The organism is Streptomyces sp. NBC_01006, from assembly GCF_045162725.1.
Classification (GTDB): domain Bacteria; phylum Actinomycetota; class Actinomycetes; order Streptomycetales; family Streptomycetaceae; genus Streptomyces.
The window spans coordinates 6,617,142-6,635,057 of record NZ_CP108700.1 but is presented as its reverse complement, the minus strand read 5'-3'; the positions used below and the strand labels follow the sequence as shown (position 1 = coordinate 6,635,057).

15 protein-coding genes are annotated in these 17,916 nt (G+C 70.7%); 13 read left to right on the top strand and 2 right to left on the bottom strand.

The window, feature by feature from the left end; genetic code table 11:
- The first annotated feature begins 75 nt into the window (after positions 1–75).
- Both OG509_RS30055 and OG509_RS30050 read left to right on the top strand, forming a co-directional pair.
- Complete coding sequence (locus OG509_RS30055; protein WP_406185721.1) at positions 76–1,668, top strand: alpha/beta hydrolase; 1,593 nt, start codon at positions 76–78, stop codon at positions 1,666–1,668.
- 108 nt (positions 1,669–1,776) lie between these two features.
- Complete coding sequence (locus OG509_RS30050; RefSeq protein ID WP_406185720.1) at positions 1,777–3,177, top strand: acyltransferase family protein; 1,401 nt, start codon at positions 1,777–1,779, stop codon at positions 3,175–3,177.
- A gap of 23 nt (positions 3,178–3,200) precedes the next feature.
- On the opposite strand, the gene OG509_RS30045 is transcribed toward OG509_RS30050, so the two are convergent.
- On the bottom strand, positions 3,201–3,788 hold the full coding sequence (locus OG509_RS30045) for an adenylosuccinate lyase (protein ID WP_406185719.1): 588 nt from the start codon (positions 3,786–3,788) through the stop codon (positions 3,201–3,203).
- A 370-nt stretch (positions 3,789–4,158) separates the two neighbouring features.
- Here OG509_RS30045 and OG509_RS30040 point away from each other — a divergent pair, with 370 nt between their 5' ends.
- From OG509_RS30040 to OG509_RS29990, 11 genes are all read left to right on the top strand, one after another.
- The gene (locus OG509_RS30040; RefSeq protein WP_406185718.1) at positions 4,159–5,973 is read left to right on the top strand and encodes a 3-hydroxyacyl-CoA dehydrogenase family protein; all 1,815 of its coding nucleotides are present in this window, start codon (positions 4,159–4,161) and stop codon (positions 5,971–5,973) included.
- A 187-nt stretch (positions 5,974–6,160) separates the two neighbouring features.
- Positions 6,161–6,988, top strand: coding sequence for a TetR family transcriptional regulator (locus OG509_RS30035; protein ID WP_406185717.1), 828 nt, complete (start codon positions 6,161–6,163; stop codon positions 6,986–6,988).
- A gap of 401 nt (positions 6,989–7,389) precedes the next feature.
- Complete coding sequence (gene ccrA, locus OG509_RS30030) at positions 7,390–8,727, top strand: crotonyl-CoA carboxylase/reductase (RefSeq protein WP_406185715.1); 1,338 nt, start codon at positions 7,390–7,392, stop codon at positions 8,725–8,727.
- A gap of 31 nt (positions 8,728–8,758) precedes the next feature.
- Positions 8,759–10,810, top strand: a complete 2,052-nt coding sequence (locus OG509_RS30025) for a protein meaA (protein ID WP_406185713.1) — start codon at positions 8,759–8,761, stop codon at positions 10,808–10,810.
- Complete coding sequence (locus OG509_RS30020; protein WP_385585911.1) at positions 10,807–11,781, top strand: HpcH/HpaI aldolase/citrate lyase family protein; 975 nt, start codon at positions 10,807–10,809, stop codon at positions 11,779–11,781. Before OG509_RS30025 ends, OG509_RS30020 begins: the two co-directional genes overlap by 4 nt.
- Positions 11,782–11,797: 16 nt before the next feature.
- Positions 11,798–12,310, top strand: a complete 513-nt coding sequence (locus OG509_RS30015; RefSeq protein ID WP_327361187.1) for a MaoC family dehydratase — start codon at positions 11,798–11,800, stop codon at positions 12,308–12,310.
- A gap of 2 nt (positions 12,311–12,312) precedes the next feature.
- Positions 12,313–13,518 carry an acyl-CoA dehydrogenase family protein gene (locus tag OG509_RS30010; protein WP_406185712.1) on the top strand — a complete coding sequence of 402 codons (1,206 nt, stop codon included), beginning with the start codon at positions 12,313–12,315 and terminating at the stop codon, positions 13,516–13,518.
- Positions 13,519–13,704: 186 nt separating this feature from the next.
- Complete coding sequence (locus tag OG509_RS30005) at positions 13,705–14,361, top strand: phosphatidylserine decarboxylase (RefSeq protein ID WP_030868027.1); 657 nt, start codon at positions 13,705–13,707, stop codon at positions 14,359–14,361.
- 34 nt (positions 14,362–14,395) lie between these two features.
- The gene (gene pssA / locus OG509_RS30000) at positions 14,396–15,220 is read left to right on the top strand and encodes a CDP-diacylglycerol--serine O-phosphatidyltransferase (RefSeq protein WP_406187720.1); all 825 of its coding nucleotides are present in this window, start codon (positions 14,396–14,398) and stop codon (positions 15,218–15,220) included.
- A gap of 211 nt (positions 15,221–15,431) precedes the next feature.
- The gene (locus tag OG509_RS29995) at positions 15,432–16,913 is read left to right on the top strand and encodes an AlkA N-terminal domain-containing protein (RefSeq protein WP_406185710.1); all 1,482 of its coding nucleotides are present in this window, start codon (positions 15,432–15,434) and stop codon (positions 16,911–16,913) included.
- Between the two features lie 15 nt (positions 16,914–16,928).
- Positions 16,929–17,426 (top strand): methylated-DNA--[protein]-cysteine S-methyltransferase, encoded by a 498-nt coding sequence (locus OG509_RS29990; RefSeq protein ID WP_406185708.1) that lies wholly within the window; start codon positions 16,929–16,931, stop codon positions 17,424–17,426.
- A 31-nt stretch (positions 17,427–17,457) separates the two neighbouring features.
- Here the strand turns inward: OG509_RS29990 and OG509_RS29985 are convergent, their stop codons facing one another.
- Positions 17,458–17,886 (bottom strand): hypothetical protein, encoded by a 429-nt coding sequence (locus OG509_RS29985; protein ID WP_403727897.1) that lies wholly within the window; start codon positions 17,884–17,886, stop codon positions 17,458–17,460.
- Positions 17,887–17,916 lie beyond the last annotated feature (30 nt).

Below are 17,916 nucleotides of genomic sequence, written 5' to 3'. Positions count from 1 at the left end.
ATCAGCGGCCCAATCCCGCCTTCCGGGCGTGGTTTCCGGGACGATTCCGCCCAGAACCCTCGGCTGGGAGGCCCCATGCTGCACCCTGCGAAGAAGCGCGGCCCACTGACGAAGCGCGCCGCCGTCCTGTTGTCGGTCGCCACCGCGACCGTGGCCGCCGTCGTCACGAGCCCGGCGGGCGCCGCGCCGGCGGGCGCCGCACCGGTCGCCGCGCCCGCCGCGCTGCGCTGGACCGGCTGTGCGACCCCGCGCTATCCGACGCTGCAGTGCGCCTCCCTCAAGGTCCCGCTCGACCACGACCACCCGGCCGGGCGGCAGATCTCCCTGGCCCTGACCCGGGTCCCGCACACCGCCGCCACCTCGCAGGGCCCGCTCCTGGTCAACCCCGGCGGGCCGGGCGGCAGCGGCCGGGCCCTGGCCGGGTTCATCGCGTCCGCGCTGCCGAAGGACGTGGCCGCCCAGTACGACGTGATCGGCTTCGACCCCCGCGGCGTCGGCAAGAGCGAGCCCACCCTCGACTGCGGGCCCGGCCACTTCACCCCCGTACGCCCGGACTCCGTACCGCTAGACGCGCAGACCGAGCAGGCCAACCTGGACCGGGTGAAGTCCTTCGCCGAGTCCTGCCAGACCAAGCACGCGGACGTGCTCCCGTACATCGGCACCGTTTCCGCCGCCCGCGACATCGAGGTGCTGCGCGGGGCCCTGGGCGCGGCGAAGCTCAGCTACTTCGGCTACTCGTACGGGACCTACCTGGGCGCGGTGTACGCCAAACTCCACCCGGACCGGGTGCACCGCCTGGTCCTGGACTCGGTGGTCGACCCGGGCGGGGTCTGGTACGAGGACAACCTCGCGCAGGACCAGGCCTTCGACGCCCGGCACAAGTCCTTCCTGGCCTGGGTGGCCCAGTACGACGAGAAGTACCGGCTGGGCACCGACCCGGCGGGGGTCGAGGAGCGCTGGTACGCGATGCGGGACGCCCTGCGCGGGACCCCGGCGGGCGGCAAGGTGGGCCCGGCGGAACTGGAGGACACGTACATGCCGGGCGGCTACTACAACGGCTACTGGCCGGTCCTCGCCGAGGCGTTCTCGGCGTACGAGGTGGCGAAGGACCCGAAGCCGCTGGTGGCGGCGTACGAGCGGTTCGGGGCGGTGGAGCCGTCCGCGAGCAACGGCTACAGCGTGTACACGGCGGTCCAGTGCCGGGACTCGGCCTGGCCGAAGGACTGGAACCAGTGGCGTGCGGACATGTGGCGCACCCACGCGAAGGCTCCGTTCATGACCTGGAACAACGCCTGGTACAACGCCCCGTGCGCGTTCTGGCGGACGGAGCCGCTGGCGGCGCCGGACGTGAGCAACGCAAGCCTCCCGCCGGCCCTGCTGCTCCAGGCGACGGAGGACGCGGCGACCCCGTTCGAGGGTGCGCTGAGCATGAAGGGGAAGCTGAAGGGCTCGGCGCTGGTGGTCGAGGAGGGCGGCGGCAACCACGGGGTCGCGCTCAGCGGCAACAAGTGCCTGGACGAGAAGGTGGCGGCGTACCTGCGGACGGGCCAGGCCTCGGACGCCACCTGCCCCGCCCAGCCGGCCCCGAAGCCGACCACCTCCACCCGCGCGGTCCCCCCGACCGCCGGCGGCACGGCCCTCCACGGCCTCCTGGGCTTCCGCGGGTAAGGAGCAAACCGCTGCCGTATGTACCGGTTTGCGGCAGCTCGCGCGTCCCGTCCCCGGCACCTCGGTGAACGGGGACGGGACGCGCGGACATGAGCTAGGGTCCCTGCGGTGAAGAAGCTGATATCCCCGCTCGCCCGACGGAAGGCCGCCGCGGCCGCGGGCTCCGCCGCCGGCGCCCGGCTCGGCTGGCTGGACGCACTGCGCGGCATAGCCGCCCTGGTCGTGGTCCTGCACCACTTCGACGTGCTGCGGATGCTGCCCTTCGGCGGGGTGGTCTGGCGCAACTTCGACCTCGGTGTGTTCGGGGTCATGCTCTTCTTCATCGTGAGCGGCTACATCATCCCGGCCTCCCTGGAGCGCCGGGGCGACGTCCGCGGCTTCTGGATCGGCCGGCTCTTCCGGATCTACCCGGCCGTCATCGTCGCCTTCGTCGCCGCGATCATGATGCTCCCGGCCGGGGACGGCTCGGTCGCGCTGCTGCGCACCGGCGACAACCTCGCCTCGCTGGTCGCGAACGGCCTGATGCTCCAGGACATGCTCGGCGTCATCAACGGCATGAACGTCACCTGGACGCTCTGCTACGAGATGGTCTTCTACTTCTTCGTCACCGCCCTGTTCACCCGGGGCCTGCACCGGCACAGCGCCCCGATCGCGGTGGCCTTCGCCGGCGCCGCGCTCGCGATCGGCACGGCCCTCGCCCCCCAACTGCTGCTGACGGGGCTCGGCTCGGTCCGGCTGCTCCTGCTCATCGTCACGCCGATCGTCCTCGTGGGCTTCTGGGGCGTGCTCAGCGGCAACCGGAAGGCGACCGCGGCGGGGGCGCTCCTGCTCGGCGGACTCGGCCTGGTACTCATCACGCTGAACAGCCGGGCCGTCGCGTTCGAGACCTTGATGATCTTCGCGACCATGTTCGCCGGCACCGCCGTGTACCGGGCGCAGCACGGCGGGCTCGGACGGGTCCCGGCTCTGCTCGCCTGCGGGTTCGTGGTCGCCGCGGGCGTGCTCGTCGGGTGGCTGTACAACCGGAACGGGGTCCAGGAGAGCACCTGGACCTCGGGCTGGAAGGCCTGGTCGCTCTCGTACCTCGCGGCCTGGGTCCTGTTCGGCCTCTGCTTCCTGCTGCGGGGGCGGCGCTTCCCGAAGCCGCTGACCTGGCTCGGCGCGATCAGCTTCTCGATGTACCTGCTGCACTTCCCGCTGCTGCGCACGGTCGGCCCGCCGCTTGGGGTTCCGCCGATGCCGGAGTCGACGCTCGGGAAGATCGCCTGGACGGCGATCTTCCTCACCGTGCTGCTGGCCGCGAGCCACCTGATGTACCGCCTGGTCGAGCTTCCGGCGCAGCGCCTGGGCAAGCGGGTCCTGCAGGCGGCGGACCGCCGCCGCCCGGCCGCCGCGCCCACCGTGGCCGCCGCGCCCGATGCGGTCCTGGGCCGGCAGCCGGAAGGCGCCGCGGGCCGCGAGCCCGTGGCCGCCCAGGCACCGGGCGGGAAGGCCTCGGCCTCCGGCTGATCAGGTCAGCGGGGGCAGCGGCGTCAGCGCGGTCTGCGTAGTTTGCGCAGGGCCGCCGTTGCCGCCAGCGCGAGGCGGGGGTGGGACTGGGCGCGGGTGAGAACCTCGCGGGCGCGCGGGTCGGCGAGGGTGCCGAGGCCCTCGACACAGGCCAGGGCCACCCTCCAGTACGGCTCGTGCGGGGACAGCAGCCGCGACAGCGTGGCCATCAGGACCGGCGCCGATTCGGGGGCTCGCAGGGTCGTGAGGAGCCGTACGGGCTGCAGGGCGTAGGCCGTGCGCAGGGTGTTGGTGGCCAGGGCCGCCGCCGCGCGGGCGGTGCGCGGGTCGCCGAGGGCGGCTAGCGCCTCGGCGGCGGCCGCGCAGCGCGGCGGGTCCCGGTGGTTGAGGAGCAGCACCAGCGGCTCGAAGGCCCGCCGGTCGCCGGCCAGGCCGAGGCGGTACGCGGCCAGTTCGCGGGCCCACAGGGGCAGGCCCGCGGAGGTCAGGGAGGCGGCCAGCGCGTCGGGGTCCGCCGCGAGCAGTTCCTCGTACCGCGAGGACCCTCCGGACGCGCCGGACTCCCCGTACTGCCCGGCTTCCGTCCGCAGGCGCTCCAGCACGTCGTTCACCCGGCCACCCTAGGGCGGCGCGGCCGCCGCCACGCCGGGTTTCCGCAGATGGCTGATCGATGATCGATGATCGGTACATTTGGGCGGTACAGGTCACATCTCCGTGCTCTGGCGCGGCAGTTACCCGCGGGTTACGCTCCTTTCAACGTACGAGGCCGGCCTGGTGACGCAGCCGCCCCGTATCAGTCGGTTCGGTAGCTCCCACGACTCACGTGCATCAGCTACCTCTGCTGCCTTTCGTGTACGGCACGGCCCCGGGACAGGGTCCGCCGTTCTCCGCCCCGTGCTTTCTCACGGGCCGGATCTTCCGCCGCGCGTCGTGCGCCGTGCGGCCCCCTCAGTCGTCACCCTCTTCCACTGGAGTCCCGCGATGGACCTTCCGTCCACGTCCAGTCAGTCCACCGGCCAGTCCGCCTTCCAGACCATCGCCGTCATCGGCCTCGGCACCATGGGCACCGGCATCGCCGAGGTCCTCGCCCAGGCCGGCCGCGAGGTCATCGGCATCGACATCAGCGACGCCGCCACCCGCCGGGCCACCGCCGCCCTCGCGGCCGCCACGGCCCGCTCGGTGGCCCGCGAGCGCCTCACCGAGCAGGAGCGGGAGGGCGTGCTCGCCCGCTTCCGCACCTTCACCGAGCTGACCGCCGCCGCCGACGCCGACCTCGTCATCGAGGTCGTCCCGGAGAGCTACGAGCTCAAGCAGCGCCTCTTCCGCGAGCTCGACGCGATCGTGCGCCCCGACACGATCCTGGCCACCGGCACCAACGCCCTCTCGGTGACCCGGCTCGCCGCCGAGTCGCAGCGCCCCGAGCGCGTCCTCGGCCTGCACTTCTTCAACCCGGCCCCCGCGATGAAGCTGGTCGAGGTGGTCTCCAGCGTCCTCACCGCCCCGCCGGCCGTCGAGGCGGTCACCGCGCTGGCCCGCGAGCTCGGCAAGGAGCCCGTCTCCGTCGGCGACCGCCCCGGCTTCGTCGCGGACGGCCTGCTCTTCGGGTACCTCAACCAGGCCGCCGCGATGTACGAGTCGAAGTACGCCTCCCGCGAGGACATCGACGCGGCGATGCGGCTCGGCTGCGGTCTGCCCATGGGCCCGCTCGCCCTGCTCGACCTGATCGGCGTGGACACCGCCCGGACCGTCCTGGAGGCCATGTACGCCTCCTCGGGCGACCGGCTGCACGCCCCGGCCCCGATCCTGGGCCACCTCGCCGAGGCCGGCCTGACCGGGCAGAAGTCCGGGCGCGGCTTCTACACGTACGCCGAGCCGGGCAGCTCCACGATCGTCCGCGACGCGCAGACCCCGCTGGACGGGGCCCGGCTCGGCGAGGGCCGCCCGGTCACGAAGGTCGGCGTGGCCGGCTCCGGCACCATGGCGAGCGGTATCGCGCAGGTCTTCGCGCAGGCCGGCTTCGCGGTGGTGCTCGCCGCCCGCAGCCAGGAGAAGGCGGCCGCCGCGAAGGCCGCGATCGGCAAGTCCTTGGACCGTGCGGTGTCCAAGGGCAAGCTGACCGAGGAGAACGCGGCGCAGACGCTGGAGCGGATCAGCCCGGCCGGCTCGCTCGACGCCTTCGCCGACGTGGACCTGGCCGTGGAGGCCGTCGCCGAGGACCTGGCGGTCAAGCAGGAGCTGTTCGCCGCCCTCGACAAGGTCTGCAGGCCGGGCGCGGTGCTGGCCACCACGACCTCCTCGCTGCCGGTGATCGCGATCGCCCGCGCGACCTCGCGTCCGCAGGACGTGATCGGCATGCACTTCTTCAACCCGGCTCCGGCGATGAAGCTGGTCGAGGTGGTCCGGACCGTCCTGACCTCCGACGACGTGCACGCCACGGTCCGCGAGATCTGCGTCAAGGTGCGCAAGCACCCGGTGGACTGCGGGGACCGGGCCGGCTTCATCGTGAACGCGCTGCTGTTCCCGTACTTGAACAACGCCGTGAAGATGGTCGAGCAGCACTATGCGAGCCTCGACGACATCGACGCGGCGATGAAGCTGGGCGGCGGCTACCCGATGGGGCCCTTCGAGCTCCTCGACGTCGTCGGCCTGGACGTCTCGCTGGCGATCGAGAAAGTGCTCCACAAGGAGTTCCGCGACCCCGGCCTGGCCCCGTCCCCGCTGCTGGAGCATCTGGTGGCGGCGGGCTGCCTGGGCCGCAAGACCGGCCGCGGATTCCGTGAGTACGCCCGCCGGTAACCAGCGCCCCGGCCAGGTGCCCCCAGAGCCGGATGCGTGGGGAGGGTTGCTCGGGCCTGCCGCACCCTCACGGCAGGCGAACCCTCCCGACGAGCACTGTGTGCCCAGTGCCGGCCCTCCCCCGCATCCATCCCTGCACCACCCCCCTCAGGCGCGCGCCCCCGCGCAAATGAAGTACTTTCGCTCTATGTCCCAGCCCGCCAAGACCTCGTCCCGCTCCGCCACGGCCTCCGACAGCACGGAGAGCCCGGCCGGCACCAAGGCGGCCGCCCAGCGTCTCAAGATGCGCCGCGAGCTCGCCGCCGCCGCCATGGAGCTGTTCGCGACCAAGGGGTACGAGGCGACGACGGTCGACGAGATCGCCGCGACGGCGGGGGTGGCGCGCCGGACCTTCTTCCGGCACTTCCGGTCCAAGGAAGAGGCGATCTTCCCGGACCACGACGACACCCTGACCAGGGCCGAGGCGGTGCTGGACGTGGCCCCGGCGCACGAGCACCCGCTCGACACGGTGTGCCGCGGGATCAAGGAAGTCATGAAGATGTACGCCGCGTCGCCGGCGGTGTCCGTGGAGCGCTACCGGCTGACCCGCGAGGTGCCGGCGCTGCGGGAGCGGGAGATCGCCTCGGTGGCCCGGTACGAGCGGCTGTTCACGCGCTATCTGCTGGCCCATTTCGACGAGACCGACCACCACGACGGCAATGACGACCCGCTGCTGGCGGAGGTGGCCGCCTCGGCGGTGGTGACGGCCCACAACCACGTGCTGCGGCGCTGGCTGCGGGCGGGGGGCCAGGGGGACGTGGAGGCGCAGCTGGACCACGCCTTCTCGATCGTACGGAAGACCTTCGGCACGGGGATCGGCGCGGGCCGCACCCTGAGCACCGCGCCGGCCCCGGCCCCGGCCGCGCCGGCGGAGGTCCGTACGCAGGGCGAGGTGCTGGTGGCGGTGGCCCGTACGGACGCCCCGCTCGACGAGGTCATGCGGACCATCGAAGAGGCACTGAGAAACAAGCAGTAGTCACGCACGTCACAGCGGCCGCTCCCGTTCCGGGGGCGGCCGCTTTCGTTTGTCCGACTTGCCCCTACTCACCGGTAACTCTGATCGATCATCGCTCATCTGCGCAGGTCAATAGGCAAATGAGAGAAAGATTTGGCACGCGGTGCCTTGCTGAGTGACACGGGGTGCCATACGTTGAATCTCGTCCGGATGTCCCCGCGGTCCACGCCCACTCGGCACGAGCCGCGCCCCGGATGCCTGCGTCACCAGGCCGCGCGCACGCCCCACCACGGGCATCGCGCCAGCACCACAGCTCCGCCGGACCGACGGCATTCGCAGCACCGCAGCACCACCCACACCACACCCGTTCCACGCACCCGCGTATCCCTCAGCGCACCCTCAGCGCTCGCCGGAGGCACACCGTGAAGGACATCCTGGACGCGATCCAGTCGCAGGCCGCTACGGCCGCCGACTTCGCGGCCCTGCCGCTCCCCGACTCGTACCGCGCGATCACCGTGCACAAGGACGAGGCGGAGATGTTCGCGGGGCTCACCACCCGTGAGAAGGACCCGCGCAAGTCCCTGCACCTCGACCACGTCCCGGTGCCGGAGCTCGGCCCGGGCGAGGCCCTGGTGGCCGTCATGGCCTCGTCGGTCAACTACAACTCCGTGTGGACCTCGATCTTCGAGCCCGTGTCCACCTTCAGCTTCCTGGAGCGGTACGGAAAGCTCAGCGAGCTCACCAAGCGCCACGACCTCCCGTACCACGTCATCGGCTCGGACCTCGCGGGCGTCGTCCTGCGCACCGGCCCCGGCGTCAACGCCTGGAAGCCCGGCGACGAGGTCGTCGCGCACTGCCTCTCGGTCGAGCTGGAGTCCTCCGACGGCCACAACGACACGATGCTCGACCCCGAGCAGCGCATCTGGGGCTTCGAGACCAACTTCGGCGGCCTGGCGGAGATCGCCCTCGTCAAGTCCAACCAGCTGATGCCGAAGCCCGGCCACCTGAGCTGGGAGGAGGCCGCCTCCCCCGGCCTGGTCAACTCCACCGCCTACCGCCAGCTGGTCTCCCGCAACGGCGCCGGCATGAAGCAGGGCGACAACGTCCTGATCTGGGGCGCCAGCGGCGGCCTCGGCTCGTACGCCACCCAGTTCGCGCTGGCCGGCGGCGCCAACCCGATCTGCGTGGTCTCCAGCGCGCAGAAGGCGGACATCTGCCGCGCGATGGGCGCGACCGCGATCATCGACCGCAGCGCCGAGGGCTACAAGTTCTGGAAGGACGAGCACACCCAGGACCCCAAGGAGTGGAAGCGCTTCGGCAAGCGCATCCGCGAGCTGACCGGCGGCGAGGACGTGGACATCGTCTTCGAGCACCCGGGCCGCGAGACCTTCGGCGCCTCCGTGTACGTCACCCGCAAGGGCGGCACGATCGTCACCTGCGCCTCGACCTCGGGCTACAACCACGAGTACGACAACCGCTACCTGTGGATGTCGCTCAAGCGGATCGTCGGCTCTCACTTCGCGAACTACCGCGAGGCGTGGGAGGCCAACCGCCTGGTCGCCAAGGGCAAGATCCACCCCACGCTGTCCAAGGTCTACTCCCTGGAGGAGACCGGCCAGGCCGCGTACGACGTCCACCGCAACCTGCACCAGGGCAAGGTCGGCGTCCTCGCGCTCGCCCCCGAGGAGGGCCTGGGCGTGCGCGACCACGAACTCCGCGCCCAGCACATCGACGCCATCAACCGCTTCCGCAACGTCTGAGACGTCCGAGGGCCCAGAGGGACAGCCTGAGATGACAGAGCGCCAGAAAGACCGTCCGTGGCTCATGCGGACGTACGCCGGCCACTCCACGGCCGAGGCGTCCAACGAGCTGTACCGCCGCAACCTCGCCAAGGGCCAGACCGGCCTGTCGGTCGCGTTCGACCTCCCGACGCAGACCGGCTACGACCCCGACCACATCCTCGCCCGCGGCGAGGTGGGCCGGGTCGGGGTCCCGGTCTCCCATCTGGGCGACATGCGACGGCTGTTCCAGGACATCCCCCTGGAGCAGATGAACACCTCGATGACGATCAACGCCACCGCCATGTGGCTGCTGGCGCTCTACCAGGTGGCCGCCGAGGAGCAGGGCGCGGACATCGCCCAGCTCCAGGGCACCACCCAGAACGACATCGTCAAGGAGTACCTCTCGCGCGGGACGCACGTCTTCCCGCCCGGGCCCTCGCTCCGTCTGACGACGGACATGATCGCGTACACGGTCAACCACATCCCGAAGTGGAACCCGATCAACATCTGCTCGTACCACCTCCAGGAGGCCGGGGCCACCCCGGTCCAGGAGATCTCGTACGCGATGTCGACGGCGATCGCCGTGCTGGACTCGGTGCGCGACTCGGGCCAGGTCCCGGAGGATCGTTTCGGCGAAGTGGTCGCCCGTATCTCGTTCTTCGTGAACGCGGGCGTCCGCTTCATCGAGGAGATGTGCAAGATGCGCGCCTTCGGCCGCATCTGGGACCAGGTCACCCGCGAGCGCTACGGCATCGAGAACGCCAAGCAGCGCCGCTTCCGGTACGGCGTCCAGGTCAACTCCCTCGGCCTGACCGAGGCGCAGCCGGAGAACAACGTCCAGCGCATCGTGCTGGAGATGCTCGCGGTCACCCTCTCCAAGGACGCCCGGGCCCGCGCCGTGCAGCTGCCGGCCTGGAACGAGGCGCTGGGTCTGCCCCGGCCCTGGGACCAGCAGTGGTCGCTGCGCATCCAGCAGGTCCTGGCGCACGAGAGCGACCTGCTGGAGTACGAGGACATCTTCGCCGGATCCCACGTCATCGAGGCCAAAGTCGACTCCCTGGTCGTCGACTGCCTGGCCGAGATCGACCGGATCCAGGAGATGGGCGGCGCGATGGCCGCCGTCGAGTCCGGGTACCTGAAGTCCCAGCTGGTCTCCTCGCACGCCGAGCGGCGCGCCCGGATCGAGGCCGGCGAGGACAAGATCGTCGGCGTCAACTGCTTCGAGCAGACCGAGGAGAACCCGCTGACGGCCGACCTGGACGGCGCCATCATGACGGTCGACCCGGCCGTCGAGGCGCTGACCGTGGAGCGGATCGTCCGCTGGCGGGCCGAGCGGCAGGAGTCCTCGGACCGGCAGGGGAACGGCGACCCGTTCGTCTTCCCTACGGTGATGCAGGCCCTGGACCGGCTCAAGGATGCCGCGGCCGGGACCGAGAACCTGATGGAGGCCACCCTGGAGTGCGCCCGGGCCGGTGTCACCACCGGCGAGTGGGCGAACGCCCTGCGCGAGGTGTTCGGCGAGTTCCGCGCCCCGACCGGGGTCTCCTCGGCCCCGGTGGCGGTCACCGCCGAGGAGGGCACCCCGATGGCCCTCGTCCGCGAGAAGGTCGCCCGGACCGCCGAGGACCTGGGCTCCGGCCGACTGCGCCTGCTGGTGGGCAAGCCCGGCCTGGACGGGCACTCCAACGGCGCCGAGCAGATCGCCGTACGGGCCCGCGACGCCGGATTCGAGGTGGTCTACCAGGGCATCCGGCTGACGCCCGAGGAGATCTCCTCCGCGGCGCTGGCCGAGGACGTGCACTGCGTGGGACTGTCCATCCTGTCCGGCTCGCACAGCGCGCTCGTGCCGGACGTGCTGGAACGCCTCCGTACGGCGGGGGCGGGTGACATCCCGGTCGTCCTCGGCGGCATCATTCCGAACGCCGATGCCATCGCCCTCAAGGCAGCCGGAGTGGCCGCCGTCTTCACACCCAAGGACTTCGGTATCACGGAGATCATCGGCCGTATCGTCGACGAGATCCGGAAAGCGAACAAGCTCGACCCTCTGGAGGTCCCCGCATGACCACGCCCACGTCTCCCGTGAACCGCCTTCGGCCGCGCCGCTCCTGCCTCGCGGTGCCGGGCTCGAACCCGCGCTTCCTGGAGAAGGCCCAGGGCCTGCCGGCCGACCAGGTCTTCCTCGACCTGGAGGACGCCTGTGCGCCCCTCGCCAAGCCCGAGGCCCGCCACACCATCGTCAAGTTCCTGAACGAGGGCGACTGGACCGGCAAGACCCGGGTCGTGCGCGTCAACGACTGGACCACCCACTGGACGTACCGGGACGTCGTCACGGTCGTCGAGGGCGCGGGCCAGAACCTCGACTGCATCATGCTGCCGAAGGTCCAGGACGCCCAGCAGATCGTGGCGCTGGACCTGCTGCTGACGCAGATCGAGAAGACGATGGGCTTCGAGGTCGGCAAGATCGGCATCGAGGCGCAGATCGAGAACGCCCAGGGCCTCAACAACGTCAACGCGATCGCGCAGGCCTCCCAGCGCGTGGAGACGATCATCTTCGGGCCGGCCGACTTCATGGCCTCCATCAACATGAAGTCCCTGGTCGTGGGCGAGCAGCCGCCCGGCTACCCGGCGGACGCCTACCACTACATCCTGATGAAGATCCTCATGGCCGCACGGGCGAACAACCTGCAGGCGATCGACGGCCCCTACCTCCAGATCAAGAACGTCGACGGGTACCGCGAGGTCGCCGGGCGCGCCGCGGCCCTCGGCTTCGACGGCAAGTGGGTGCTGCACCCGGGCCAGGTCGAGGCGGCCAACGAGGTCTTCTCGCCCTCCCAGGCGGACTACGACCACGCCGAGCTGATCCTGGACGCCTACGAGTGGTGCACCTCCGAGGCCGGCGGCAAGAAGGGCTCGGCCATGCTCGGCGACGAGATGATCGACGAGGCCAGCCGCAAGATGGCCCTCGTCATCGCCGGCAAGGGCCGGGCCGCGGGCATGCAGCGCACGTCCAAGTTCGAGATCCCCGCCAACTAGAAGGGCCCTGAGCACCATGCAGTTCGGACGCACGTACGAGGAGTTCGAGGTCGGGGCCGTCTACAAGCACTGGCCCGGGAAGACGGTCACGGAGTACGACGACCACCTCTTCTGTCTGCTGACCATGAATCACCACCCGCTCCACATGGACAGCAATTACGCCGAGAACACGACCGACTTCGGCAAGAACGTGGTCGTGGGCAACTACATCTACTCGCTGCTGCTCGGCATGTCCGTGCCGGACGTCTCCGGGAAGGCCATCGCCAACCTGGAGATCGAGTCGCTGCGGCACGTGGCGCCGACCTTCCACGGCGACACCGTCTACGGCGAGACCACGGTCCTCGACAAGACCCCGTCCAAGTCGAAGAACGACCGCGGGATCGTCTACGTGGAGACCAAGGGCTACAAGCAGGACGGCACCCTCGTCTGCGTCTTCAGGCGCAAGGTGATGGTCCCGACGGAGACGTACATCAAGGAGCGCGGCGGCGAGCAGCCCGGCCGCCCCACGCTGAAGGAACAGGGGAAGTAGCCATGGCCCGACTCGCCCAGACCGCCGGGCTGACCGACGTCCAGCGGGAGATCCTCAAGACCGTCCGGGAGTTCGTCGACAAGGAGATCATCCCGGTCGCGACCGAGCTCGAACACCGTGACGAGTACCCGCAGCAGATCGTCGACAGCCTCAAGGAACTCGGCCTCTTCGGCCTGATGATTCCGGAGGAGTACGGCGGCCTGGGTGAGTCGCTGCTCACCTACGCGCTGTGCGTGGAGGAGATAGCGCGGGGCTGGATGTCCGTCTCGGGCATCATCAACACCCACTTCATCGTGGCGTACATGCTCAAGCAGCACGGCACCCAGGAGCAGAAGGACCACTTCCTGCCCCGCATGGCGCTGGGCGAGGTGCGCGGCGCGTTCTCGATGTCCGAGCCGGGGCTGGGCTCCGATGTGTCGGCCATCACGTCCAAGGCGGTGAAGGACGGCGAGGAGTACGTCCTGAACGGCCAGAAGATGTGGCTGACGAACGGCGGCTCCTCGACGCTGGTGGCCGTGCTGGTCCGCAGTGACGAAGGACACCCCGAGGGCACGGCCCCGCACAAGTCGATGACGACCTTCCTCGTCGAGAAGGAGCCGGGCTTCGGTGAGGTCCGTCCGGGCCTGACCATCCCGGGCAAGATCGACAAGATGGGCTACAAGGGTGTCGACACCACCGAGCTGATCATGGACGGACTGCGCATTCCGGCCAATCGGGTCCTCGGAGGCCAGACGGGCCGAGGGTTTTACCAAATGATGGACGGGGTCGAGGTCGGCCGCGTGAACGTGGCGGCGCGTGGCTGCGGCGTCGCGCAGCGTGCGTTCGAGCTGGGTGTCTCTTATGCCCAGCAACGTCATACTTTCGGTAAGGCGATCGCGGAACACCAGGCCATCCAGTTCAAGCTGGCCGAGATGGCTACCAAGGTCGAGGCCGCCCATGCGATGATGGTTAATGCAGCACGCAAAAAGGACTCCGGGGAACGAAACGACCTCGAGGCAGGGATGGCGAAGTACCTCGCCTCCGAATACTGCAAGGAGGTAGTCGAGGACGCCTTCCGCATCCATGGCGGCTACGGATTCTCGAAGGAGTACGAGATCGAGCGCCTCTACAGGGAGGCACCGATGCTGCTGATCGGTGAAGGTACGGCCGAGATCCAGAAAATGATCATCGGTCGACGCCTGCTCGAGGAGTACCGACTCCAGGGCTGAAAGTCCCTTTTGCGGCGGATCCTCCATGGGTTCGTCGCAAAAGAATCACTGGCAGTCACTGGCTGGCGGCCATCGACTCGGCTTCTGGCTTGCCCAGTTGTTGCGTGCAACCGATAGCATTCCAGTAAAGCCGCCGTCCCGTCCCCCTGTTTGCGGCGCGGCAATCACCCGCTACGAAGGTCATCCATGCCCCACAGCCAAACCTCTGCACCTCGCGTCGGCATCCTCGGTGGACGTCTCGCACGCGGAGCATCGCCGTGGCTCCTGCCGACCGTCGCCACCGCTGCGCTCAGCCTCACCCGGGCCCGCAAGTCCGGCCGCTGGGCCGCGGTGGCCGTGCCCACCACCGCTCTCGCGGCGGGCATGCTGTGGTTCTTCCGCGACCCCGAGCGTGAGATCACGCAGGGCCGGGTCATCTCGCCCGCCGACGGTGTGGTGCAGAGCATCATGCCGTGGAAGGACGGACGGACCCGGGTCGCGATCTTCATGAGCCCCCTGAACGTCCACGTCAACCGCGCGCCCCTCGCGGGCACGGTGACGTCCGTGGAGCACATCCCGGGCGGGTTCGTCCCGGCGTTCAACAAGGAGAGCGAGAACAACGAGCGCGTTGTCTGGCACTTCGACACCGAGCTCGGCGACATCGAGATGGTGCAGATCGCAGGCGCCGTCGCACGCCGCATCGTCCCGTACCTGCCGGCCGGTACCAAGGTGGAGCAGGGCGAACGCATCGGTCTGATCCGCTTCGGCTCCCGCGTCGACATCTACCTCCCCGAGGGTGTCGAGGTCGCGGTCGAGGTCGGACAGGCCACCACCGCGGGGGTGACCCGAATTGACCGTGACTGACCCTGAGACTCCCACCACACCGTCGGGTGGCTGGGTGCCCGAGGCCGCGGAGGAGGAGTCCGCCGAGGACGACATGCCGCTCTCGCTGCGGCTGTCGATAGCGGACACCCTCACCCTCGGCAACGCGACGTGCGGATTCATGGCGGTGTACTTCACCACCACCGGGATCCTCATCCCGCACCTCACCGGCAGCGGAGAGTCGGGCATGGCCCGCAACAGCGCCGCGACGGCGGTGATACTGATGCTGCTCGCGGCGGTCTTCGACCTCTTCGACGGCATCGTGGCCCGCAAGCTGCGCAGCTCGCCGATGGGCGCCGAGCTGGACAACCTGTCCGACCTGATCAGCTTCGGACTGGCGCCGGCGTACTTCGTGCTCGTCTACGGCATGGTGGCCGACGACGCGGTGCAGAAGATGTCCGCGCTGGCCGCGATCGTGGTGCTGCTGGCCGTGGTGCTCAGACTCGCGAGATTCAGCTGCGTGACCATGAAGGACGGCATGTTCCAGGGCATGCCGAGCCCCTTCGGCGCGCTGACGGTCGTCTCGATCGTGCTGCTGGAGCTGCCGTTCGTCCCGACGCTGCTGGCGATCATCGGGGTGGCCTGGCTGATGGTGAGCCGGGTCGAGTACCCGAAGCCGCGGGGTGTCCTCGCGGTCGCGATGCTGAGCTGGATCGTCGGGGCCATGGGCCTGCTGGCGGCCTGGGCGTTCGACGCCCCGGGCGGTCAGGCACTGCTCCAGGCGGGCTGCGCGCTCCAGATCGCCATGGCGGCGACCATCCCGCTGTTCGCGACGACCCGTCGCGCGAACACCTTCCGCAACAACCGCCGCGAGGCGCGGGCGGCGTCGCAGCTCCCGTAGAGCGGACGCGGTACCCGAAGGGCCCCCGATGCCGATGAGGCACCGGGGGCCCTTCCCCGTGCACGGGTACTGCGGAGGCGGCCGGCCCCCTCGAAGACCCCGGGCCCCGCCCAACCGGCGCCGACGCCGCCCCGGGTCCCACCCCCGGAGGGCTACGCTTGATGTCGGAAAACCGCCAGCCCGGCAGGGGCTGGGCCGGGATGCTGGAGCCATGTACACCGACACCGACCGCTGCGTGAGGGCCGTGCAGTCGAAGGACGCCCGCTTCGACGGATGGTTCTTCACCGCCGTGCGGACCACCGGCATCTACTGCCGGCCCAGCTGCCCCGCGGTGCCCCCCAAGGTCGAGAACATGACCTTCCTGCCGAGCGCCGCCGCCTGCCAGCAGGCCGGGTTCCGGGCCTGCAAGCGCTGCCGGCCCGACACCTCCCCCGGCTCCCCCGAGTGGAACGCCCGGGCCGACGCCGTCGCCCGGGCCATGCGGCTCATCCAGGACGGCGTCGTGGACCGCGAGGGCGTCCCGGGGCTGGCAGTGCGGCTGGGGTACTCCACGCGCCAGGTGGAGCGGCAGCTGAACGCCGAGCTCGGCGCCGGGCCCCTCGCCCTCGCCCGGGCCCAGCGCGCCCAGACCGCCCGGCTGCTGATCGAGACCTCCGAGCTGCCGATGGGCGACATCGCCTTCGCCGCCGGGTTCTCCTCCATCCGGACCTTCAACGAGACCGTCCGCGAGGTCTTCGCCCTCGCCCCCGGCGAGCTGCGCCTGCGGGCCGAGAAGGCGAACCGGCACGTCCCCAAGGTGCCCGGGACGATCAGCCTGCGCCTGCCGTACCGGGCCCCGCTCAACCCCGACAACCTCTTCGGCCACCTCGCCGCCACCGCCGTCCCCGGCGTCGAGGAGTGGCGGGCCGGCGCCTACCGCCGGACGCTGCGGCTCCCGTACGGCACCGGGGTCGTCGCGCTCAGCCCGCGGCCCGACCACATCGGCTGCCAGCTGGCCCTCACCGACCTGCGCGACCTCACCATCGCCATCAGCCGCTGCCGCTGGATGCTCGACCTCGACGCCGATCCCGAGGCCGTCGACGAGCAGCTGCGCGCCGACCGGCTGCTGGCCCCGCTCGTGGACAAGGCCCCGGGACGCCGGGTGCCGCGTACGGTCGACGCGGCGGAGTTCGCCGTACGGGCCGTGCTCGGTCAGCAGGTGTCCACGGCGGCGGCCCGTACGCACGCGGCCCGGCTGGTCGCCTCGTACGGGGAGCCGGTGGCCGATCCCGATCCCGAGGGCGGGCTGACCCACCTGTTCCCCTCGCCCCAGGCGCTGGCCGCCTTGGACCCGCAGTCCCTGGCCCTCCCGGCGAGCCGGCGCACCACCCTCACCACCCTCGTCGGGGCGCTGGCCGACGGCTCGCTCCCGCTCGGCATCGACAGCGACTGGGAGGCGGCCCGGGCGCGGCTGAACGCGCTGCCCGGGTTCGGCCCGTGGACCACCGAGGTGATCGCGATGCGGGCGCTGGGCGATCCCGACGCCTTCCTGCCGTCCGACCTCGGGGTCCGGCGGGCCGCGAAGGAGCTCGGGCTGCCGTCCACGCCCGCGGCGCTCACCGCCCGGGCGGCCGGCTGGCGGCCCTGGCGCGCGTACGCCGTGCAGTACCTGTGGGCCACCGATGCCCACCCCATCAACCACCTGCCCCTCTGAGGAGTGCGTTCCGTCATGAACACCAAGCAGCACACCGACGTCGAGAGCCCGTACGGCCCGCTCACCTTGGTCGCCTCGGACGGCGTCCTCAGCGGCCTGTACATGACCGGGCAGCGGCACCGGCCGGCCGAGGAGTCCTTCGGGGAGCGGGTCGCCGCGACCGAGGAGCCCTTCCCCGAGGTCGTGCGGCAGCTGGCCGCGTACTTCGCCGGGGAGCTCACCGAGTTCGACGTGCCCGTCCGGCTGGAGGGCACCGCGTTCCAGCGCAGCGTGTGGGACCAGCTGGTACGGATCCCGTACGGCGAGACCTGGTCGTACGGGGAGCTCGCGGCCAGGCTCGGCAAGCCGAGCGCCTCGCGCGCGGTGGGCCTGGCCAACGGGAAGAACCCGGTCAGCATCATCGTCCCGTGCCACCGGGTGATCGGTGCCTCGGGGAGCATGACCGGCTACGGCGGCGGCGTCGAGCGCAAGGTGCGGCTGCTGGCCTTCGAGGCCGGCGCGACGGCGCTGTAGATCAGACCGCTGTAGATCAGACCGCCGTGGATCAGACCATCGCCAGGGGGACGAGCAGGGCGAACCCCGCGCCGGCCTCCACCGCGTAGGCGTACAGCGAGGGGTGCTGGACGGGGGCGGCGAGCAGGACCACGCTCTGCTGGGCGGTGGCCGCCTCCACCCAGTCGGCGTCGGCGCCGAGGTTGCCCTGGTACCAGCCCTCGCAGGCGCCCGGGCCGGTGACGGCGAGGAGGTCGTCCTCGCGGCGGTAGAAGGCCTGCCAGCCGGCGGCGGGGGCGGACCAGCCCTCGAAGTCGGTGAACGAGGCCCAACCGCCCTCGCGTATCGCGGTGTCGAACAGCCACACCGGCGTCCCCTCGGGGGTGACCTCGCCGCCCTCCTGCTGCTCGGTGGTGAAGTGGACCATGGGGAGGGCGTCGGGCCCGTCGGCGGTGCTGGGCCAGGCGTACATCTTGATCATCAGATGATTCTGTCCTGCTCGAAGTAAGCC